The 21,663-nt window shown below is 65.8% G+C and carries 22 protein-coding genes; 16 read left to right on the forward strand and 6 right to left on the reverse strand.

Annotated features, from left to right (window positions below; translation table 11 throughout):
• Positions 1-21: 21 nt before the first annotated feature.
• The 6 genes from IPM60_06390 to ggt all read left to right on the forward strand — a co-directional run bounded on the left by IPM60_06390 (position 22) and on the right by ggt (position 4,818).
• On the forward strand, positions 22-309 hold the full coding sequence (locus IPM60_06390) for a Na+/H+ antiporter subunit E (protein ID MBK8907524.1): 288 nt from the start codon (positions 22-24) through the stop codon (positions 307-309).
• Positions 310-326: 17 nt separating this feature from the next.
• Positions 327-635, forward strand: a complete 309-nt coding sequence (locus IPM60_06395) for a cation:proton antiporter (GenBank protein MBK8907525.1) — start codon at positions 327-329, stop codon at positions 633-635.
• On the forward strand, positions 632-1,033 hold the full coding sequence (locus IPM60_06400; GenBank protein ID MBK8907526.1) for a monovalent cation/H(+) antiporter subunit G: 402 nt from the start codon (positions 632-634) through the stop codon (positions 1,031-1,033). The genes IPM60_06395 and IPM60_06400 overlap by 4 nt, the downstream gene beginning before the upstream one ends.
• Complete coding sequence (locus IPM60_06405) at positions 1,030-1,989, forward strand: universal stress protein (protein ID MBK8907527.1); 960 nt, start codon at positions 1,030-1,032, stop codon at positions 1,987-1,989. Before IPM60_06400 ends, IPM60_06405 begins: the two co-directional genes overlap by 4 nt.
• Positions 1,986-2,921 (forward strand): universal stress protein, encoded by a 936-nt coding sequence (locus tag IPM60_06410; protein MBK8907528.1) that lies wholly within the window; start codon positions 1,986-1,988, stop codon positions 2,919-2,921. Before IPM60_06405 ends, IPM60_06410 begins: the two co-directional genes overlap by 4 nt.
• 163 nt (positions 2,922-3,084) lie before the next feature.
• Positions 3,085-4,818 (forward strand): gamma-glutamyltransferase, encoded by a 1,734-nt coding sequence (ggt, locus tag IPM60_06415; protein ID MBK8907529.1) that lies wholly within the window; start codon positions 3,085-3,087, stop codon positions 4,816-4,818.
• Between the two features lie 41 nt (positions 4,819-4,859).
• On the opposite strand, the gene IPM60_06420 is transcribed toward ggt, so the two are convergent.
• Positions 4,860-5,039 (reverse strand): hypothetical protein, encoded by a 180-nt coding sequence (locus tag IPM60_06420; protein MBK8907530.1) that lies wholly within the window; start codon positions 5,037-5,039, stop codon positions 4,860-4,862.
• A gap of 327 nt (positions 5,040-5,366) precedes the next feature.
• Between IPM60_06420 and IPM60_06425 the strand changes: the two genes are divergently transcribed.
• Positions 5,367-5,816 (forward strand): cache domain-containing protein, encoded by a 450-nt coding sequence (locus IPM60_06425; GenBank protein ID MBK8907531.1) that lies wholly within the window; start codon positions 5,367-5,369, stop codon positions 5,814-5,816.
• Between the two features lie 141 nt (positions 5,817-5,957).
• Positions 5,958-6,611, forward strand: coding sequence for a DUF1579 family protein (locus IPM60_06430; GenBank protein MBK8907532.1), 654 nt, complete (start codon positions 5,958-5,960; stop codon positions 6,609-6,611).
• A gap of 148 nt (positions 6,612-6,759) precedes the next feature.
• On the opposite strand, the gene IPM60_06435 is transcribed toward IPM60_06430, so the two are convergent.
• From IPM60_06435 to IPM60_06445, 3 genes are all read right to left on the reverse strand, one after another.
• Positions 6,760-7,404 (reverse strand): hypothetical protein, encoded by a 645-nt coding sequence (locus tag IPM60_06435; protein MBK8907533.1) that lies wholly within the window; start codon positions 7,402-7,404, stop codon positions 6,760-6,762.
• A 100-nt stretch (positions 7,405-7,504) separates the two neighbouring features.
• A complete protein-coding gene (locus tag IPM60_06440; protein MBK8907534.1) occupies positions 7,505-7,933 on the reverse strand; it encodes a hemerythrin family protein in 429 nt (142 codons plus the stop codon).
• A 93-nt stretch (positions 7,934-8,026) separates the two neighbouring features.
• Positions 8,027-8,449 carry a YjbQ family protein gene (locus IPM60_06445; GenBank protein MBK8907535.1) on the reverse strand — a complete coding sequence of 141 codons (423 nt, stop codon included), beginning with the start codon at positions 8,447-8,449 and terminating at the stop codon, positions 8,027-8,029.
• A 63-nt stretch (positions 8,450-8,512) separates the two neighbouring features.
• On the opposite strand from IPM60_06445, the gene IPM60_06450 reads away from it, so the two are divergent.
• The 4 genes from IPM60_06450 (at position 8,513) to IPM60_06465 (ending at position 14,657) form a co-directional block, all read left to right on the forward strand.
• Positions 8,513-10,546 (forward strand): peptidyl-prolyl cis-trans isomerase, encoded by a 2,034-nt coding sequence (locus tag IPM60_06450; GenBank protein ID MBK8907536.1) that lies wholly within the window; start codon positions 8,513-8,515, stop codon positions 10,544-10,546.
• Positions 10,547-10,555: 9 nt separating this feature from the next.
• A complete protein-coding gene (locus IPM60_06455) occupies positions 10,556-12,073 on the forward strand; it encodes an anthranilate synthase component I (protein MBK8907537.1) in 1,518 nt (505 codons plus the stop codon).
• A gap of 324 nt (positions 12,074-12,397) precedes the next feature.
• A complete protein-coding gene (locus tag IPM60_06460; protein MBK8907538.1) occupies positions 12,398-14,419 on the forward strand; it encodes a hypothetical protein in 2,022 nt (673 codons plus the stop codon).
• Between the two features lie 82 nt (positions 14,420-14,501).
• Positions 14,502-14,657, forward strand: coding sequence for a hypothetical protein (locus tag IPM60_06465; GenBank protein ID MBK8907539.1), 156 nt, complete (start codon positions 14,502-14,504; stop codon positions 14,655-14,657).
• Positions 14,658-15,192: 535 nt separating this feature from the next.
• Here IPM60_06465 and IPM60_06470 read toward each other — a convergent pair.
• Positions 15,193-15,435: an antitoxin gene (locus tag IPM60_06470; GenBank protein MBK8907540.1), complete on the reverse strand. Its 243-nt coding sequence runs from the start codon at positions 15,433-15,435 to the stop codon at positions 15,193-15,195.
• Positions 15,436-15,641: 206 nt separating this feature from the next.
• Here IPM60_06470 and IPM60_06475 point away from each other — a divergent pair, with 206 nt between their 5' ends.
• Positions 15,642-16,442: a metal-dependent hydrolase gene (locus tag IPM60_06475; protein MBK8907541.1), complete on the forward strand. Its 801-nt coding sequence runs from the start codon at positions 15,642-15,644 to the stop codon at positions 16,440-16,442.
• Positions 16,443-16,539: 97 nt separating this feature from the next.
• Here the strand turns inward: IPM60_06475 and IPM60_06480 are convergent, their stop codons facing one another.
• Entirely contained in the window at positions 16,540-18,387 is a 1,848-nt protein-coding gene (locus IPM60_06480; GenBank protein ID MBK8907542.1) for a hypothetical protein, read from the reverse strand.
• 353 nt (positions 18,388-18,740) lie between these two features.
• Here IPM60_06480 and IPM60_06485 point away from each other — a divergent pair, with 353 nt between their 5' ends.
• From IPM60_06485 to IPM60_06495, 3 genes are all read left to right on the forward strand, one after another.
• Positions 18,741-19,499, forward strand: coding sequence for a triose-phosphate isomerase (locus IPM60_06485; GenBank protein ID MBK8907543.1), 759 nt, complete (start codon positions 18,741-18,743; stop codon positions 19,497-19,499).
• 75 nt (positions 19,500-19,574) lie between these two features.
• On the forward strand, positions 19,575-19,895 hold the full coding sequence (gene secG / locus IPM60_06490) for a preprotein translocase subunit SecG (GenBank protein ID MBK8907544.1): 321 nt from the start codon (positions 19,575-19,577) through the stop codon (positions 19,893-19,895).
• A 117-nt stretch (positions 19,896-20,012) separates the two neighbouring features.
• The gene (locus IPM60_06495) at positions 20,013-21,641 is read left to right on the forward strand and encodes a CTP synthase (GenBank protein MBK8907545.1); all 1,629 of its coding nucleotides are present in this window, start codon (positions 20,013-20,015) and stop codon (positions 21,639-21,641) included.
• The last annotated feature ends 22 nt before the right edge of the window (positions 21,642-21,663 follow it).

Genomic DNA, 21,663 nt, shown 5'->3' on the forward strand with positions numbered 1-21,663 from the left:
ATCTTCGCCCTCTGCGTCTACATGCTCCGGGAATTGATTCTGTCGAGCCTGCGCGTCGCCTGGGACGTGGTTACTCCGAGACATCGCGCCCGCCCCGGAATCCTCGCTGTGCCGCTCGACGTGCGCACGGACACCGGCATTTGGGTGTTCGCCAACCTGGTGTCCCTGACCCCGGGCTCACTGTCGCTCGACGTCGCCGAAGACCGCATGACGATTTTCATCCACACCATGTTCATCGACGACGTCGAGGCCGTTCGCGCCGAGATCAAGAACGCCATGGAACGCCGCGTCAAGGAGGCGCTGGAATGACCGCGCACGATGCACTGATGACGGATCTGGCCGTGACCGTCAGTTACTGGCTCCTGCTCATCGGCATGGCGTGCTGCTTCTGGCGCATGGTGCGCGGGCCGAGCCTCGCTGATCGTATCGTCGCGATCGACATGCTGACGGTGCTGATGGTCGCGTTCGCCGGCGTCTACGTCATTGCCACCGGCGAAGCGGCGTTTCTCGACGCCGCTATCGTGCTCGCGCTGACCGGTTTCATCGGGACTGTCGCCCTTGCCCGCTACAAGGAGCGTCTGCTCCGCCAGGAGCCGGCTACCGACGGCCCCCGCGACCGGACCCGAGCGCCATGATCGAGACGATCACCGCCATTCTGCTGGTCGCGGGGTCTGGCTTCGCCTGCATCGCCGGCATCGGTCTCGTGCGTATGCCGGACGTCTACATACGCATGCATGCCGCGACGAAGGCCGGAACCATCGGCGCCGGCCTCATCCTCGCCGCCGTCGCCCTGCACATCGCCGATACCTGGGTCGTCCTTCGTGTCGTCGCCGCCGTCGCCTTCCTTTTCATCACTGCACCGGTGGCCGCGCACATGATCGCGCGCGCCGCCTACCGCAGCGGGGTGCCGCTGTGGCAGGGCACGGTCATCAACGAGTGGCGGGAGGACGAGTTGCGAAGAGACGCCGTTTCCCCGCCACCGCCGCATTCGCATGGACAGACTGTCAGACCGCAAGAGAGGAGCTCGCAATGAAGCGTTTCAAGAACATTCTGGTCATTCCGTCTACGTTCGCCGGGAACGACGTCGCCCTGCAGCGCGCGGCCCGGCTCGCCGACAACAACGCCGCACGGTTGACCGTGCTGTGGCCGCTCGAGCAAAGTCACGACGGCGGCACCGGCCTCGAGTACATGCCGGACGTTGTGCGTGCCGTCGAGACCGCGCTGGAGGAGGCGGTGGCGCCGGTTCGCGGCATGGGTCTTCAGGTCGATACCCGGGTGCGGGTCGGCCGGCCGTTTCTGGAGATCATCCGTCAGGTGCTGGAATGCGGTCACGACCTGGTGATGAAGACGGCGCGCGGGCGGGAGGTCAGGTCGTCACTCCTGTTCGGGACAACGGCGCTGCATCTCCTCCGCAAGTGCCCATGCGCTGTATGGGTCGTCCACCCTGAGCCCGGCACTCGCTCCGGCGTGCTCGCCGCAGTCGATCCCGATCCCGAGGACGAGAAGAGTTACCAGCTCAACCGCACGATCATGCAGCTCGCGACCTCACTAGCCTTTCTCGAGGATACGGACGTGCACGTCGTCCATGCGTGGTCGGTGCCCCACGAGGAGATGATCTACCACTCTCCGTTCCTCCGCGTCAGCCGCTCGGACGCCAGCGCCTATGTTCAGGAGATCGAGAGCCGTCATCGCGAACGGTTCTCCGCACTGATCGAGGAGTTCCGCGCCCGATTCCCCGGGATGCAGGTACACTTCGAGAAAGGGTCGCCGGACGACGTCATCCCGGCGGTCGCCCGCCGTCTCAACGTCGATGTGGTGGTGATGGCGACGCTTGCGCGCACCGGCATTCCGGGCATGTTGATCGGCAACACCGCCGAGAGCGTGCTCAACGAGATTGACTGCTCGGCGTTGACCATCAAGCCGATAGGCTTCGTCTCGCCGGTCGCCGCGGCACTGTCAGCGACAGCACCGGAGGCGGCATCATCATGAAGCGGTTCAAGAAAATCCTGGTGGTGTTCGATCGTGCCACCGGCAGCCGGGCCGCCCTCGACCGGGCCGCCGACCTTGCCCGCGACAACGGCGCGCGGGTCGGCCTGATGATCTGTCTGACCGAGTTCCAAAGTTCGCAGACCGGCGCCAAGATCCAGGACGCGGTGATCCGCGGGCTGCGCGGGCACTTCGATCAGATCGCCGAGCCGCTGCGGGCGAGCGGCATCCTCGTCGACGTCGACATCCTGGTCGGGCGCATCTTCATCCAGGTGATCCGCCGCGTGCTCCGCGACGGCTACGACCTGGTGGTCAAGACGGCGCAGAGGACGTCGCACCAGGGCTACGCCTTCGGCAGCACCGACCTCCACCTCATGCGAAAGTGTCCGGTGGCGGTGTGGCTGCTTCATGCCGACGAGGGCGTTTCCGATCACGACGCGCCGGTGCTGGCCGCGGTTGCGCCGTCGCTGCCCGATACGCCCGAGGAGGCGCTGAACGTCAAGATCCTGCAGCTGGCGACTTCGCTCGCCATTCAGCGCCGGCAGACCCTGCATGTGCTTCAGGCGTGGGCGCCCCTTGACCCGGTGCTGCTGCGGGCGCTTCGGTGGCCGGTCGACGAGCCGGCAATCCAAGGGACTCTTACGGCGCAGCGCCGAGCCGCGGAAGCACGCTTCCTCAGCTTTGCCGAGAAGGTTGCCGAAGCCGAAGCCGGGGGCCACGACGTGCGTATCCACTTTCGAGATGGAGCAGCCGCCTCCGAGGTGCTCTCGTTCGTCGACGCGTTCGGCATCGGGCTCGTGGTGATGGCGACCGTCACCCGCACCGGCGTTCCCGGCCTGCTGATCGGCCATACCGCCGAACTCGTTCTGAGAGACCTGAATTTCGAGGTGTTGACCGTCAAGCCGGAAGGATTCCGCTCGCCTGTCGCCGCCTGAAGCATTCAGGCAACCTCGCGGCGCCGGCGTTGGACAAAGCGGCGGTCTTCGGGCATTGTTATTGAACCTTGAGCTCCTGCGGTCCGCCGGCGCTTGGCCGACGGAGCGGTTACAGGGGACGGCCAGGGAGAGGGAGGACCGGATGCTCTTGCAATGGATGACCATGCGTCGCGCGGCAGTGCTCGCCGCTCTATCTGTGGCGCTTTCGCTCCCGGCAGCCATTCCGGCAGCGCTGGCGCAAGAGCAACCGGCGATCATTTCCGAGCGGGACATCATCCACCCGGTCACTGCCGAACACGGCATCGTCGCCACCCAGGAAGAGACCGCGACCCGCATCGGCATCGACATCCTCAAAGCCGGCGGCAATGCCGTCGACGCCGGCGTCGCCGTCGGGTTTGCGCTGGCGGTGACACTGCCGCGCGCCGGCAACCTCGGGGGCGGCGGTTTCATGCTGATACATTCCGCCGAGACCGATGAGACCATCGCCCTCGACTACCGGGAGATGGCGCCGGCGGCGGCCCACAAGGACATGTACCTGGACGCCGCCGGAGAGGTGGATTCCCAGAAGTCCCGCTACAGCTACCATGCCGCCGGCGTGCCGGGAACGGTTGCGGGGCTGACCAAGGCGCTCGAAGAACACGGCACCATGTCGCTGGCGGAGGTGATGGCGCCGGCGATCGCTCTGGCCGAGAACGGGATCACCGTCAGCCGCGATCTCGCGCACTCGCTGACGGAGGCCCGGAAGCGGTTCGCGCCGTGGCCGGAGTCGATGAAGATCTTTTTCAAGCCCGACGGATCGGCCTACGAGGCGGGCGACACGCTCGTGCAGACGGACCTGGCGGAGTCGTTGAAGCTGATCGCCGCAAACGGCGCCAGCGCGTTCTACGAAGGCGAGATCGCGCGCAAGATCGCCGACGACATGGCTGCCAACGGCGGTCCGATCACCCTGGAAGACCTCAAGGCTTACAAGACGGTGACGCGCGAACCGGTCACCGGCGACTATCGCGGCTACCGGATCGCCTCGATGCCGCCGCCCAGCTCCGGCGGTATCCACATCATTCAAATCCTCAATATCCTGGAAGGCTTCCCGATCGGATACCTCGGCCACAACGGCGCCGAGACCATCCATCTCATGGCGGAGGCCATGAAACTGGCCTACGCCGACCGCAGCGAGTACCTCGGCGACCCGGACTATGCCAATGTCCCGGTTTCAGGCCTGATTTCAGAAGAATATGCTGCGACCTTGCGAAACAAGATCAACCGTAACCGGGCCGCCCCCTCGGAGAATATCAAGCCCGGCGATCCGCTGCCGTACGAGAGCGACCAGACCACCCACTACTCGATCATGGACGCAGCGGGCAACGTCGTCGCCAACACCTACACCATCAATTTCAGCTACGGCAGCGGCATCGTCGCCGCCGGCACCGGGATCCTGCTCAACAACGAGATGGACGACTTCTCCGCCAAGCCGGGCGTGCCCAACGCCTACGGCCTAATCGGCGGCGAGGCGAACGCCATCGAACCTGGCAAGCGCCCGCTCAGCTCCATGTCGCCGACCATCGTCTTCAAGGACGGCGAACCCTTCGTGGCGACAGGAAGCCCCGGCGGCAGCCGCATCATCACCACGGTGCTGCAGGTGCTGATGAATGTCATCGACCATGACATGAACATCGCCGCGGCCCAGGCGGCGCCACGGGTGCATCATCAGTGGCTTCCGGACGAACTCCGCGTCGAAGACGGTCTCGGCCCCGATACCGTTGCGTTGCTCGCCGCCAAAGGCCACACTATCGCCGTCAAGGATGCCATGGGTAGCGCCCAGTCCGTCATGCGCCTCGGCGACCGCGTCGCCGGCGCCTCCGACCCCCGCCGCCCCGGCGCCCTGACCCTGGGATACTGACGCGGAAGCGACCGAGAAGGAGGGCTCCGCACCAGACGGCGCTATTGCACCGATTTCTGGATTTTCTCGCCCGTCTTCTCCACGCCTTCGCCGGTGGCCTTGACGTTGTCGCGGGTGTCCTTCTTGACGCCCCGCCACGTGTCGCCGCACGCCGCGGCGCCGACCGCCAGGACCGCGGCCAGCATCGCCGTCGTCACTTGCCGAACGTTGAGCCTCGTCATGATCGTTCTCCAGATTTAGACCCGTACGAACTGCCCGACGCCGACGAGTGTCCGCGGCGGCTTCCGGGATGATGGGATCCGCCGCGGCAAAGTCAACCTTGCGTGAGATCCGCGCTTCGCATGGAAGTCCCCGGCATGGGCGCGCAACAATTGTCGGCACCGCCGGATTGACCACTCGACAACGACCGCCATTTCGCCTCAAATGCCGGGATTGTTGCAACGACTTTGCCTCTGGGTGGGCGACGAGCCGACCTTCGGCAGGGACCTTTAGGTATCGGAGGCGTTCCGCATGATCGGCTCCGAACATGAAACAACGGGAGGATGACTATGCGTCGATTCACAACCACGGTGTCAGCGGTTGCATTGTCTCTGGTGCTCGGCGGCGGGGCCGCGCTGGCGGCTGATTACGGCACGGCCGAAGAGGCCAAGAAGATGCTGGACGAGACCGTTGAGGCCATGAAGAGCGACAAGAAGGGCACGATCGAGAAGATCAACGCCGGCGAGATGAAGGATCGGGATCTCTATCCGTACTGCGGCGGTCCGGACGGCAAGATGGTCGCTCATCCGAGCGAGAAGGTTCGCGCGATGAACCTGAAGGAGCTCAAGGACAAGAGCGGCAAGGCGTTCGGCCAGGATCTCTATGATGAAGCCGAGCAAGGCGAGGTGAACGAGGTCTCCTATATGTGGCCGCGTCCGGACGAGCAGGAGCCGGTGCAGAAGGTGGCGTACGTCACCAAGGTCGACGATATGGTCTGCGCGGTCGGCTACTACAAGTAAATCGTGCGAACGGCCGGCGCTCTACAGCGCCTGTTAGTGACAGGCAGGGCCTCACCCTCGGGTGGGGCCCTGATCACGTGGGGCCCTGATCGCGTGCCGTCACGTGAGCAGGCTCGGCGACCTGCTTTCCGGGAGGAGGCGATGAGCATGATGGGTTGGCTGGCGATCGGCGCCGCGGTGTGGGTGATGACGGTGCCTGGGTTGACGCTCGGCGCTGATCGGACCGCCGCGGCGGAAACCACGGAAACTACGGCGAGCGGGGCCCCCGCCATGTCCGGCGACGCGATGACGGAAGCATGGGCGAAGGCCGCACTTCCCGGCTCCCGGCACCTGGCGCTCGCGGAGCGCGTCGGCACGTGGGCGGTGACCGTAAGGATGTGGGTTGATGCGTCGCAGCCGCCTGAGGTGAGCGACGGCTCGGCGAGGCGGACGATGATCCTGGGCGGCCGTGTGCTCGAGGAATCCTTCAGCAGCGCCGGGCTGGGGGACCAGCCCTATGAGGGTCTTGGTCACGAAGGGTACGACAACGTTACCGGGCGCTACTGGAGCACCTGGACCGACAACATGATGACCGGTGTCGCGGTGTTCTACGGCGCCGTCGAGCAGCCCGGCGCAGACGTGGCAGACGTCCGGGTGCTGGAGGGCGAGATGCCGGACCCCATGGCCGGCAAGGCGGTCCCCATGCGCATCGAGTCCCGCGTCGACGCGGATGGACAGGAGATCAACGAGTTCTACCAGCCCGGCCCGGATGGCAAGCTGATCAAGACCATGGAAATCATCTACCGCCGCCGCTAGTGCAGCGGTGCATCCAAAGAACTCACCATTGCTGCGCGTAACGTCTTGTGTTGCGGGCGGCTTGCGACCCGTTCGACCGAACCCTGCGAATGGCTATGTGCATTAGCGGCCTGACGGGGACTGATTCCGGCGGTCGAGTCCGTCCCTCTCACACCTTGGCGCTCGGCAGGAACGGATCCGGTTGCCAGTTGCTGAGCGGGTCGCCTTCAGGCTCCACCTGCGCAGGCAGATCGTGGACATGCACGTCGTCGGCGGAATGACGGCTGAGGATGTCGACAGCGCGCCGTTCATGGTCCTCGTCGCGGATATGCACCCACAGCAGCAGCCCGCCCTTGTCGAGTTGGCTCTGCATGGTCTTTGCGTGTTCGCGTCCGATCCAGCGCGCGGCGAACGTGCCGAGCAACCCGCCGGCGCCGCCGGCGCCCACCGCCGCGGCGAGCACGGCCGCCAAGGTGCCGCCCGACGCTACCACCGCTCCGGCGGCGGCCAAGGCGCCCACGTACGCGAGGCCGCCGATCACCCCGGTCTTGCCCTCGACCACCGAATCGCGATCCACATAGGCTACCCGCGGCGCGCCTGTGTCGTCTTCCAGTTCGGTGACCTTTCGATAGGCGTGGCCGAGCTTGTCCTCGACGGACTTGTCGCTGGCGAGCAGGCTGATCTCCGCCCTCTCGAACCCGGAGTCCAGCAGTTCGTCGATCGCCGCCTCGAGTGCGTTGGCGTCATGAAACACGCCGACGGCCTCACGCACGCTGTGGCGCTTCGGTGCAGCGTCGGGTTCGACATCCGTCATGGCCTGCTCCCCTTCCTCACAATCCCGTAGCCACGCATCATGACGGAGTCATGATCGCTTTACCAGTTCGCAGCGGGCTGTTTGTCCGCAGGAGGCGCCGTTATTCACGGCCGGGATCGAGCCGGTTGACGAAGAATCCGAGGGCGCGATCGGTTCGCCGAATGTGTTCGACGAGCCAGTGGGTGATCCCGTCGAGCACCTCGATGGTCAACGCGGTCCGGCCGGCGCGGACCGCTTCCCGCAAATGTTCGACCTTCTCGACCGCATCGTCGTGCTCGGCGAGATGGGCCTGGTATCCGGGATAGGCGTGAAGGCGCATGAGCAGTTGCTCGGACGTGAAGTGCACCTTGGAGTACTCGAGCAACGTCTCCAGGATCTCGTCGACATCGGCCGCCGGGCGATCCTGCAGCACCGCGTCGCGGAGCGCCTGCAACAGGCCGACCTGGACACGGTGTTCCCCGTCCATCTCCTCGTATCCGACGGCGAGATCGCGCTCAACGCCGTCCGGTGCCGCGTGCGGTAACGTCATGATCGCCCATTCTCCGAAGCTGGCATTATATGCACCCCGCCAGCGTCGCAAATGTGCCCGGGCGACGCAAGCGCGGTTGCAACAGCGCCGGCTTCACGGCTCCCCGATCAGATGCAGCACCAGCCGACGGGCGTGAGGCTGCGTGCGGTGCTCGAACAGATAGACACCCTGCCAGGTGCCGAGCGCCAGGCGACGCTCCGCGACCGGGATGGTCAGGGCCACGTCGGTCAGCGCGCTACGAATGTGGGCCGGCATGTCGTCGGCGCCCTCCGCCGTGTGCCGGTAGAGCGACCGATCCTCGCGCACCAGGCGCTTGAAAAACGTCTCCAGATCGCGCTGCACGTCCGGATCGGCGTTTTCCTGGATGGTCAGCGACGCGCTGGTGTGTCGACAGAAGATGGTGAGCAGGCCGGTTGCGATCGGCTGCCCCGCCAGCCAGTCGGCGACGTCGCCGGTCATCTCGGTGAGCCCCTGACCGCGGGTGCGAACCGTAAGCGTGTCCTGAACCTGTTGCATGACGTACGACTACGATCTTCGCGCCGCCACGTCCAGGTTCCCGGAGATGTCCAGGTCATTCGAATGGGTCTGTGCACTGGAGTGGCGCGCGTGCTGCCCGGCGCCGGCAACCGCCTTGCGGCGTCTGGATGCGGCTCCTATCATGCCGGCCCCGAATGGTCCCACCGCCACGTACGCGCGAACCCTGGTCTCTCCGCCATGATGCAAAGCATTCGCAAGTTCTCCATGTCGCCGATCGGCAAGGCGGTGTTCATTCTCGTGTTGCTGACCTTCGGCGCCGGCTTCTGGTATGTGGGCAATCCGCTTGCGCCGGGCGGCGGCGATTGGGCGGTGCGGGTCGGCGACGTCGAGATTCCGGCGCAAGCGATATCGGAGGACTACCAGCGCCAGATGCAGCGCTTGCGCCAGCTCTCCGGCCAAAGCTTTGACGCCGAGCAAGCCCGCGCCATGGGCTTGCCGCAGGCGGTGATCGGCCAGATCGTCAATCGCACCTTGCTAGACCTAGGTGCTTCGGACCTGGGTCTGGCGGTCAGCGACGCGACCATCGGCAAGGTCATCCGCAACGACCCGGACTTCCGCAACTCGGAAGGCGACTTCGATCGAGAGGTCTATAGCCTGGCGCTCCGCAACGCCGGCTTCAGCGAGCGCCAGTACGAAGAGCGCCTGCGCCGCGATCTGGCGCGGACCGAGTACATCGGCACCCTGCAGGCCGGCGTGGTGGCGCCGGAGGCTCTGGTCGACCAGGCCTATCGGTTCCGCAACGAAGCGCGCGTCGCGGAGGTGGTGCCGATCGCAGCGGCGGCGATGACGGCGGTGCCGGAACCGGACGCGGCGGCGCTGCAGGCTTACTACGACTCCCATCCTGACGCCTTCACGACTCCGGAGATCCGCCAGGTGACGGCGGTGGTGCTCACCGCCGCCGATCTGGCCGCGGAGATGGCGGCGTCCGAAGAGGAGTTGCAGGCCGCCTATGACGAGCACCAGGACGAATATGCCGAACCCGAACGCCGCTCCCTGCAGCAGATCCTGTTTCCGGACCAGGCGTCGGCCGAGCGCGCCGCCGAACGTCTGAAGCAAGGCGCCGATTTCGCCGCCGTGGCCAAGGAGGTCGCCGGGCTGGAGAGCAGCGACCTCGACATCGGGGCCATGAGCAGGGAGGAACTGATACCGGAACTCGCCGACGCCGTGTTCGCAACGGCGCACGGAGAGGTGACGGCGCCGATCCGCTCGCCGCTCGGTTGGCACCTCATTCGCGTGACGGAAGTGCAGCCGGCTCGGACGCGGACGCTCGCCGAGGCCCGCGACGAGCTGTCGGAGATGATTGCGCGCGAGAAGGCGGTGGATGCCTTGTACGATCTATCTACTCGCCTGGAAGACGCGCTCGGCGGCGGCGCCTCCCTCGAGGACGCGGCGCGGTCCCTAAACCTCAAGCTCATCCGCGTTCCGGCTCTCGATGCCGCCGGCCGCGATGCCGAGGGTGCGGCGGTGGCCGACATCCCGCCGGAGCTGCCGGCGACGGCGTTTGCGACCGATGTCGGCAGCGACAGCCTGCTCACCCAGACCGGCAGCGACGGCTACTTCATCGTGCGGGTCGACACCGCCACGCCGCCCCAGCGCAAACCTCTGGACGCGGTGCGCGATGAGGTGCGGGACGCCGTCATGGCCGAGCGCCGGGCCGAAGCCGCCAGGCAGGCCGCGGAGGCGTTGGCCGCCGAGGTTCGTGGCGGCCGGCCCATCGGTGAAGCGGCGCGGGACAAAGGCTACGAGGCGGTCACAGGCGCGCCGGTCAAGCGCTCCGGCGAGGGTGGCGAACCCGGCTGGCCTCGGTCCCTGGTATCGGCGCTGTTCGAGACCGAACCGGGAGGCGTGGTCGTCGTCGATGCCGGCGGCGCCGTCCATGTGGCCCGCGTGCGGGAGGTTGTCGAAGCGGAACCGCGCGCCGACCGCGAGGCCGTGGCGACGTTGCGCGATGAACTGACCGAGGCGCTGCAGACCGACATCGTGGACCAGCTTGCCGGGGCGCTGCAGCGTCGGCATCCGGTCGAAGCCAACACCCGCGTGCTCAGCGACCTGTTTCAGCCGCAGCAGCAGCAGTAGGCGCCGACCATGGACGTCCACCCGGCGCTCGAGCCGTTCGCTGCGGTCTACGACGATGGTCGGCCGCAGGTGGTGTGGACCCGCCTGGTCGCCGACCTGGAGACGCCGGTCTCCGCCATGCTCAAGCTCGCCGACGGCCGCCCGAACGCGTTTCTGCTGGAATCGGTCGAAGGCGGCGCGGTCCGCGGCCGCTACTCGATCATCGGACTCAAGCCGGATCTGATCTGGCGCTGCTCCGGCAACCAGGCTCACATCAACCGCCAGGCCCGTTTCGATCCCGACGCGTTCGCGCCCTGCCCGGTGGCGGCGCGCGACGGCGCCCTGGCCTCCCTCCGGTCCCTGGTCGCCGAGAGCCGCATCGCCCTGCCGGCGGGGCTGCCGCCGATGGCAGCGGGGCTGGTCGGCTACATGTCATACGACATGGTGCGCCTCGTGGAGCGGCTTCCGGATACGAACCCGGACACGCTCGGAGTTCCGGACGGTATTCTGCTGCGCCCGACGGTGATGGCGGTGTTCGACACCATCGAGGACACGGTCACGGTGGTGACGCCGGCATGGCCGGACGACGGCATGGCCGCCCGCGCCGCCTACGACCAGGCCCGCAAGCGCCTCGCCGACATCGTCGCCGACTTCGGCCGCTCGCTGCCCTACCGGCGCGCCGCGGCCGAGGAGGCGGAAGAGTTGCCGATGCCGACCTCCAACGTCGGCCGCGACGGCTACCACGCCATGGTCGCCCGCGCGAAGGAGTACATCTTCGCCGGCGACATCTTCCAGGTGGTGCCGTCGCAGCGCTTCCAGTTGCCGTTCAAGCTGCCGCCGTTCGCGCTCTATCGGGCGCTTCGCCGCCTCAACCCGTCGCCGTTCCTGTTCTTCCTGGACTTCGGCGGCTTCAGCGTCGTGGGGTCGAGCCCCGAGATACTGGTGCGGGTGCGCGGAGGCCGGGTCACCATCCGCCCCATCGCCGGCACCAGGCGCCGCGGCGAGACGCCGGAGGAGGACCGGGCGCTGGCCGAGGAGCTGCTCGCCGACCCCAAGGAGCGGGCCGAGCACCTGATGCTGCTGGATCTCGGCCGCAACGACGTCGGCCGCGTCGCCCGCGTCGGCACCGTCCGCGTCACCGGGATGATGGAGATCGAGCACTACTCGCACGTCATGCACATCGTCTCCAACGTCGAGGGCGAACTGGACCCGAAATACGACGCCGTCGACGCCCTGTTCGCCGGCTTTCCCGCCGGCACCGTCTCCGGCGCGCCGAAGATCCGCGCCATGGAGATCATCGACGAGTTGGAGCCCGAGCGCCGCGGTATCTACGGCGGCGCCATCGGCTACATCAGCGCCGACGGCCAGATGGACACCTGCATCGCGCTCCGCACTGCCGTCGTCAAGGACGGCGTCCTCTACGTCCAGGCCGGCGGCGGCGTCGTCGCCGACAGCGACCCGGAAGCCGAATACCAGGAATCCCGCTCCAAAGCCCGCGCCCTAATCCGCGCCGCCGAAGAAGCCGTAAGGTTCGCCGCGGAGGGGTAGGGGCGAGAACGGCGGGTGCTGCGGCGAGGTGCTATGTTCAGCCTTTCCTGGAGATTTTTGTGTTTCATGGTGCTGCTTTAGGAACTCGCCGCGCACGAACCTTCACGAGCGCAACTTGGGCTGATTCACGATCGATGGCGGCTCAAGCCCGCGAGCATATCTTTCGCGTCCTCATTGTTAGCGTGCGCGCAAACCCTCTCCAATGTTAGCTAGAAGAGCCTGAGGCAAATCAGCTAAATTGCGCCGACAGCATTGAGGACAATCGTGGCAGGCAGGAAACAACATCATGTCCCGCAGTCTTTGCAACGCGGATTTCTTTGCGACGTGAAGACCGAAAAGACCTACGTGCATCGTCGGGACGGCAGCAGTTTTCCCGCGTCGATCAGCGACGTGGCGGCGCAACGCTACTTCTACTCGCGCCTATCGAGAGACGGAAGTAAAACTCTTGATGACCTGATCACTAACTACGAGAACAGGTTGGGTGGCCTGCTGATCAACCTGCGTGCGGTGTCGATTGACGGCGCGGTCAATGCGGGTGTGGCCGCAGAGGTGATCGCGCACCTGACACCACGTAGCGCGCACATGCGCCGCTCCTTCAGCAGCGTGATGGAGAAGTTCGTGAAGGCGGCGACCGAAGCCTTTTCCGACGAAGACACGGTCGTGCAGATGTCGGGCTTAGCCGAGCCAGAGCCCAACCAGATTTGGAACGAGCACATAGCGTCGGTACTCGATAAGGAACTCCATCTCAAAACCCTGCTGGAGTTGCTGTCCATCCCCAAGAGCCTCTTGGACAGGATGATATTCATGGCGGCGAAGGAGCATGTCGTCGGAAGCTTCGACGCGAAGACTTGGGGCGTCACGGATGCGTTCACCTCAGTGTTGGATCGACTCCATGACCTGGTGCGCGACGGTCACAATAAAGCGCTTGGGCAAGCACTGATCGCAGAACCGCGCAAGACCTCGCTCGAAGCGCTGGAGTGGCATATTCGCGCCGCCCCGCCAGAGGGCGCGATCTTGCCCGATTGCGTGGCACTCGGGGCGGATGAAGAAGGAGGCCCGTTCCTTCCCTACATGATGACAACGATGGCCACCGTTTCCGCCGTTGTCATGCCGATCACATCGGAGAAGCTGCTGGTCGGTGTGCGGCCCGGCCGCGATGCGCCCGATCTTGCAAACTTCAATTGCGATGCGGCAGCTTGCAGCGACGAACTTTTCATCACCGCGTCGCAATCGCCTTTCTTCGCCCAATTGGGCGCGAAGATGGGCCAGCGCTGGAGAACTAAAATCGACGCTGTTGTCCAGGCTGCGCTGAAAGATGTGCTTCCGAACAAGCGGTTATCTGATGAAAGCGGCAGCGACCGACCGACGTTGCCGCCGGTGAGCTACCAGTTAACCTTTACCAACCTCGGCACAGAGGAAGAAGTTAGGCCGATCAGTGAGATGACGCAAAGGCTCCTCGAGCATGTCCGACCACTTTTCGATCTTGAGCGCCTCGACGGTATTACGTTCGCTGCGGACCATCAGGGCGCGCTTAACGATCTGGAGCGCAGTTTCGACATCGACACGACGCCGGAAGGGGTGCCCGACTACATCGCGCAAGGAGCGGCGACCGCGCTGGTTCTGCGGGATGGCGTTGCCAAGGTACGCATCGTGATGCATGCCGCCTATGGCCAATCGCTCATCGCTGACGAGCAGGAACATGCTGAGATGGCACTCCATTTCCTCGTCGCGGGGCTAGTGCAAGCTTGCACCTTGAGCCAGATTGAGAAGGCGCTTCCCTCTTTCTTGCTAGAGCCCGTGTTGATGACCGATCACGACGGTGTATTGCACTGTGCCGTTCGCAAAGCCGTGCGGGCGTATCGCTATGCACGCGACAGCGCCCAGTTTGGCGCGGACGCAATGGTCCAACAGGAATTCTCGAAGTACTTGATCAACAGCTTCGACAACGCCTCGGTGACGATTGCGAATGCGAAGGAAGAGCACGCCGACAGCCCGGACTATCCCAAGCTGTTCGAGACCGCGCACGGTGCGGCGAGCGAGATGCTGATCAGTACGGCGCGGCTGCTCGGCCACCGCCACGGCACGAGCAGGCTAGATTTCTCGACCAGCGAGAGCGACGTTCGCGCTACACTGGCAGCGCGCCAACTCACCAGTTGGATTGAGGTGTTCTCCAAAGACCTTCAGCGCTTTTGGCAGAAAGAGACTTGGACGCGCACCGACTTTTATGCGCTTAACATCCACGTGGAGCGCGTGCTGTGGGCGAATGGTATTGTTCTCTGGCGCGAACCGAATGGGCACGGAACGATGATCATGGCAGCGCCGTCGCAACTCGCGCCGCAGCCATAATTATAGGCGTTGTCCCGACAGGCGCCTGCCGCAGTTCTTCGCAAGAGCCGGGGGGCTGACGGTGTCCGACGCTATCCTTCTCATGCTGGTTCGCGTCGCGGCCGAGAAGGCTTTGCCGTTCGCGCTCAAGGTGCCGAACGGCGAGACGGTCGCTGCCGTGGCGCAGGCGCGGCGCGGCGGCTTGGCGCCCTTCGGCTCCGTCGACGGGTTGTTGGCGGATCTGAATGCGCCGGATTGAACGGACGAGCGCCCTCCGGCGAGACTTCAAGCGGCACCGCAAAAACAGCCGGTCTCTCGACGAAGACCTCGTAACATGTTGCGGATGTTGGCAGCGGACCCGCCACTGTCGCCTCATCGGCGCTCCGCCGACTCCCATATCGGATGAATTCATCCGGCTGATACACGGCCACGCTGGCGGTACGGAATCCCGTGGCATCGCGGGTGACGATACCGTCTGGTGCCGCGTGACGCGCAGTCTCGTGAAGCACCGCGTCCTCGAAATCGTCAAATCCCGCCTTGAGCGCGGAATCGAGAACAGCGTGCGTCACCGGGAGCACACGGAACAGCGACATCAGAACGGCAACCGCCTCGTCGGCAGCTTTCCGGCCGACGGACTTGGCGACGAGATAGTGGATCGTCGTGACGGTGGTCGCGCACTGAAAACCGGCGTGTTCCCCGCGCTCGATGCGACTGAAGATATCCCTCGCGCCGAAAAAAAAGCGGCTGCCGCGCGACCAGAACGTCGAGAACGACGTTCGTGTCGAGGAGAAGCTTCAAGAGTATTTGTCTTCAAGGCGCGCCCGGTAATCGGCCTCGTCAACCTTGACATCGTTGAGGAGCCCGCAAAGCGAACTCGTCAGAGGCGGCGTCGCGTCGGCCTCTGCGGATCCGGTGGTATCGAGGGCGCGGAAGTACTCCGCCACCATCTGCGATACGGATTTCCTCCGCCGCCGGCCGTAATCCTTGGCCTTGCGGATCAGCTCGTCGTCGAGGCGGAGTGTCAGTTTGCTCTGCATGAAAGCCGCTCACCGGGTATGTGACGTATATGGTGGCTTCAGATTGTACGTCAACCGTAGGATGATAAAGAGAAACAACTTGCCGCTACACTGACCGCATGTGCAGTTCATGTAAGGCAGTCGCGGTTTGAATGGCTTCGTGCGCTCACCATGTACCTCTAACGGCGCGGCAAGCGCCTGCGCAGGATGACCAAGAATCGGGAGGGATGCTCATGTCGGCACGGCTATGGTCATCGGCTCTGCTCGGATTGGCGCTCTTGGCGGCGCCCTTGGCCGCGGTGGCGGCGGAGGTGCAGTGGTTCGGGCAGTCGGCGTTCAGGATCACGACCGGCGACGGCAAGGTCATCCTCATCGACCCGTTCATCACCGGCAATCCGAAGACGCCCGAAGAGCTGAAGGATCTCGGCAAGATCGGCCCGGTGGACCTGATCCTGGTCACCCACGGCCACGGCGATCACGTCGGCGACACCGTGAAGCTGGCGGAGATGACCGGGGCCAAGGTGGCGATGAACGCCGACCTCGGCACCACGTTCCGCCTGCTCGGCCTGGTGCCTTCGGAACAATTGATCCGGTTCAACAAGGGCGGCACGATCCGGCCCATCGGCGACGGCGTCGCCGTCACCATGGTGCGCGCCGAGCACAGCTCGAACTTCGTCCATGACGACCGCAACCACCCGGGCGGCGAGCCCGCGGGCTACATCATCGCTTTGACGGACGGACCGACGTTATACCACGCCGGCGACACCGGCGTGTTCAGCGACATGGCGTTGATCGCAGAGCTCTACCGGCCGGACGTCGCGTTCCTGCCCATCGGGGGACACTTCGTCATGGATCCGGCGCACGCGGCGTTCGCCGTCAAGACCCTGCTCAAGACCAGGATCGTGGTGCCCATGCACTACGGCACCACGCCGGCGCTCAAGGGAACGCCGGAGCAGTTCATCGACGCCCTCGGCAATTATGACGGCGACATCGTGGTCATGCAGCCCGGCGAAACGCGCGACTTCTGAGCCCGCCGTCGGCGGAACCGGTCACCAACCCGAAGCAGCAGGCGATCAACCGGACCCGGCCGATCGCGCTCGCTCCGGAACTGCAATCGGCTCCAACCTACAACCGCGCCAGGTCCACCTCCGCCATGTCGCCGACCAGCGCACCCTTCAGTTTCTCCTCCGTCTCGGCGGCGGCGGCTGTCAGGTTCTGCGCTTCCTGAGCCTCCTTCAGTCCATAGAGCGACCACGCGTTGTTCGGGAACTGCTCGAGCGCCGCCTTGAAGGCCGTCTCGGCCTCGGCCGGCCTGTCGGCCTGGAGCAGCGCCGCCCCGAGCGACTGGCGGACCGGATAGTACCAGTACGGCGGTTCCAGGTAGGGAAGGGCATCCTCGATCGCCACTGCCTCCTCGAACGCCGCCACTGCGCCCCGGTAATCCCCTGCCGCCTGCTGAATCCGGCCGTCGATGACGTGGCCGGCAAGCTCGAGAAGTTGCGGGGCCGGAACGCCGCCCTCGACGATGCCCGTCCAGTCGACGCCTTCTCTCATGGCGTCGATGGCGTCAGCCTCCGACCTGGCCGCATCCGCATCGCCGCCCGCCGCGTAGGCGACAGCGCGCGCGTAGTGCCACATGGCCTTGACGTAGGGCAGCCGGTCACCGGGATCGTTCAGGGCGAGAATGGTCTTCGGTTCGCTGAACTGGGCGTGCGCGAAGTAGGGCGCCGCGTCGATGAGTTGAACCCGCGGCAGCATCGCCGACACGTCGTCGATGGTGGTCGCCGGCAGCTTTTCCGCCGTCGCCACCGCCGTCGCCCCGTCTCCGGCCATTCGCGCCGACTCCAGCAAGAAATGCACGTTGTGCGGGTAGTAGGAGTAGGGATACAGGCCGTCCGGCGAGACCTGGGCCAGATAGGCCTCGTCGGCGGCGACGGCGTCGCGGTTGGCGGCGATGGAATCCCGCAGGCGGCCGATGCGGAAGTAGATGTGCGACGGCATGTGAACGATGTGACCGGCGCCGGGGATTTCCGCCGCCAGATGATCGGCATGGGTCTCCGCCCGCTCCGGCGTCTGCGAGGCCTCGACCGCGTGGATGTAGAGGTGGATCGCGTAAGGATGGCGAGGCTCGTTCGCGAGAGCCGTCTCCAGCGTCCGGACCAGGTTGGCGACCGGTGGTTTCAGCGTCTTGCCGTCTTCCTCCCAGTAGTTCCACGGCGAGACGTTCATCAGCGCGTCGGCATAGAGGGACTGGACGGTCGCACTGCGGGCATGAGCGTCCGCCACCTCGGCCATGGCGTCGGCGTAGGCCTGATTGAGGACGGCGCGTTCGAGTTCGGGATCCGGCGAATAGCGGGAGTCCAGCGCCTCGATCAGGGCTTGTTCGAGGGCGCCGGTGCCGCCCCGCATCGCCATCGCTCGGTCCGCGGCCTCCCTGGCAGGACCGATGGCAGACGGGTCCATGGGCGCGTTGATGTTGGGGCCGAGCACGTAGGCTTGCCCCCAGGCGCACATGGCGCACTTCGGGTCCAGCGTCTCGGCGTAGCGGAAGGCGCGGAGCGCTTCCGGATGATTGAACGCGTATGCCAGTCTCAGGCCCTGATCGAAATAGCGCTGCGCTTCATCGCTGCTCGTCGTAATCGCGAAGGAATCGTCGCCCAGGTTCTCGAACAGTGGCGGCGGCGCAGCCCCGTAGGCATTCACCTGGTCGCTGGAGGCTTTCGCCAGTTGAAGCCGCTGCTTGAAGCCGGAGTTCCGGTCGACGGCGGGATCGCCGCACACCGCCGCCAGCAAATGCGCCGGTATCAGGAGTCCGGATGGCGTTCCATCCGCATCCGACGCCGCCGGCGGTTCGGCGGCCGGAACGACCGCATGCTGCGGACCGTGTGCGTCTGCATCCCCAGGCTCGATTGCCAGCGTGGTGAACGCGGCGGTGCCCACCATGAGCACGCGCCCAAAATGCTTTCGGACCATCGTCACTCCTCCCGTTCAAGGCCCTTCAGAGGCTACCCGCCGTGCGACCGGGCCTCCGGGCCTCCATGTGTGACTTGGACAAGACGGGGCGGTTTTCCGCCAGCCCGGTGTTGATGAAGAAGTCTACGACTCATTATCAATCGAAGGAAGCGGGAGGATTTTGCTGCACCAAGCGGGTTGCGTCGTCGGAGCTGCGACGCTTCCCATTTCGCCTCGCTGTTCGGCGACGTCCGCGTCTCGCGCCGGCCGCGCCTTCCTGTTGGACGCATGCGAGCGGCCGTGGTAAAGAGGCCGCGCTTCACATCCAGCCATAGCGACTCATCGCCAACTATAGACCATCAGGGAGAAGATCAATGGCCCGACGCATCCTCGCCGCCGGCAACTGGAAGATGAACGGACTGAAGGCCGACGGTTTGGCGCTTGCCTCCGGCCTCGCCGAGCGGCGCAAGGCGGGCGAGGGCGACAAGGCCGACATGCTGGTCTGCCCGCCGTTCGTGCTGATCCCGAAGATCGTCGAGGCGGTCGCCGGCTCCAACATCATGGTCGGCGGCCAGGATTGCCACATGGACGAGAAGGGCGCCCACACCGGCGACACCAGCGCGGCGATGCTGAAGGACGCTGGCTGCAGCCACGTCATCGTCGGCCACTCGGAGCGTCGCACCGACCACGCCGAGACCGACGCCATCGTCAAGGCAAAGGCCGAGGCGGCGCTCAAGGCCGGGCTGGTCGCCATCGTCTGCATCGGCGAAACCTTGGAGGAGCGGGACGCCGGCAAGACCATCGACGTCAACCGCCGCCAGCTCCTCGGCTCGCTGCCCGACGGCGCCACCGCCGACAACACCGTCGTCGCCTACGAGCCGGTGTGGGCGATCGGCACCGGCCGCACCGCGACGCCGGAGCAGGCCCAGGAAGTGCACGCGATGATCCGCAGCGAGTTGGCCGGCAAGCTCGGCCAGGCCGTCGCCGATGACATGCGGGTGCTCTACGGCGGCTCCATGAACGCGAAGAACGCGGCGGAACTGCTCCGCCAACCGGACATCGATGGCGGCCTCATCGGCGGCGCCTCGCTGAAGGTCGACGACTTCATGACCATTGCCAATAGCGCGTCGTAAGGTCGCGCGGCCGGGCCGAACGCGCCTGCGCCTTCAAGCCAGGCCTACAGGACAAAGGAGTGTTCGTTGGACGGCATCATCAACGTCGTTCTGGTCATCCATCTGATCCTGGCGATCGCCCTGGTCGGCGTCGTCCTCCTGCAGAAGAGCGAGGGCGGCGCCTTGGGGATCGGCGGCGGCGGCGGCATGAGCGGATTCCTGACCGGACGCAGCGCCGGCAACCTCTTGACGCGGACCACCGCGATCCTGGCGGTCGGCTTTATCGTCACCAGCCTCACCCTCGCCAAGCTCGCGGAGACCGGGCGCGGCAGCCGGTCGATCCTGGACGAAACGCCGCCGCCCGCGCAGGAACAGCCCGTGGAGCCGGAAGGCCCGGTGGTGCCGCTGGAGCGCTGAGGCGGTGCGAACGTCGGAAGACGGTCATGGAAACTCAGGCAGGCGGCTTTCGGGCCGCCTCTCTGCTTTCTGACTTTTCTTTCTAACTCTGGCCCATTTGCTGTACACTGCAGGTCCATGACGCGGTTCATATTCATCACCGGCGGCGTGGTCTCCTCCCTCGGCAAGGGCTTGGCCTCGGCGGCGCTCGGCGCGCTGTTGCAGGCGCGCGGGTTCAAGGTGCGCCTGCGCAAGCTCGACCCCTACATCAACGTCGATCCGGGCACCATGAGCCCCTACCAGCACGGCGAGGTCTACGTCACCGACGACGGCGCCGAGACCGACCTCGACCTCGGCCATTACGAACGGTTCACTGGCGTGCCGGCGCGCAGATCCGACAACGCCACCACCGGGCGCATCTACTCCGACGTCATCGCCCGCGAGCGCCACGGCGACTACCTCGGCGCCACCATCCAGGTCATCCCCCACATCACCGACGCCATCAAGGCGTTCGTGCTGGGCGACCTCGACGGCGACGAAGACTTCGTGCTGGTCGAGATCGGCGGCACCGTCGGCGACATCGAGGGCCTGCCGTTCCTGGAAGCGATCCGCCAGATCGGCAACGACCTCGGGCGTCAGCGGGTCATGTTCGTGCACCTCACCCTGGTGCCGTTCGTGTCGGCGGCGGGCGAACTCAAGACCAAGCCGACCCAGCATTCGGTCAAGGAACTGCTCAACGTCGGCATCCAGCCGGACCTGCTGATCTGCCGCTGCGACCGGCCGATTCCGCCGGCGGAGCGCCGCAAGATCGCGCTGTTCTGCAACGTGCGGGAACAGGCGGTGATCCCCGGCCTCGATGTGAGCAGCATCTACGCGGTGCCGATCACCTACCACCAGGAGGGCCTCGACGACGAGATCTGCCGCTATTTCGGCCTCGACACGCCGCCGCCCGATCTCTCCACCTGGCACGACATCGTCGATCGCCTCACCCGCCCCGAGGGCGAGGTCAACATCGCCGTCGTCGGCAAGTACACCGGGCTGCTCGACGCGTACAAGTCGCTGACCGAGGCGCTGATCCACGGCGGCATCGCCAACCGGGTCAAGGTCAACATCGACTGGATCGACGCGGCGGTGTTCGACAACGGCGGGGTGCTCGACCGTCTCGACGGCGTCCATGGCGTTCTCGTGCCCGGCGGCTTCGGCGAACGCGGCGCGCGCGGCAAGGTGCAGGCGGCGCGCTTCGCGCGCGAGCGGCGGGTGCCCTATTTCGGCATCTGCTTCGGGATGCAGATGGCGGTGGTCGAAGCCGCCCGGAACCTGGCCGGCATCCCCGACGCCGGCTCAACCGAGTTCGGCCCGTGCCCGGCGCCGGTGGTCGGCCTGATGACCGAGTGGATGCGCGGCAACGCCCTTGAGCGGCGCACGGCGGAGGGCGACCTCGGCGGAACCATGCGGCTCGGCGCATACGACTGCGTCATCCGGGGCGGCAGCCGGGTGCGCGAGATCTTCGGCGCGGATCGCATCTCGGAGCGCCACCGCCACCGTTTCGAGGTCAACAACAACTATCTGGCGGTGCTGGAGAGCAGGGGCCTCTGCTTCTCCGGCATGTCGCCCGACGGGCTCCTGCCGGAGATCGTCGAGATCCCCGACCACCCGTGGTTCATCGGCGTCCAGTTCCACCCCGAGCTCAAATCCAAGCCCTTCGCCCCCCACCCCCTGTTCCCCTCCTTCATCCGCGCCGCCATGGCCCAGTCAAGGCTGGTGTAGACGGCGTCACGGAAACGCAGGC

Source organism: Rhodospirillales bacterium (genome assembly GCA_016710335.1).
In the GTDB taxonomy this organism is placed as follows: Bacteria; Pseudomonadota; Alphaproteobacteria; order Rhodospirillales; family Defluviicoccaceae; genus JADJXQ01.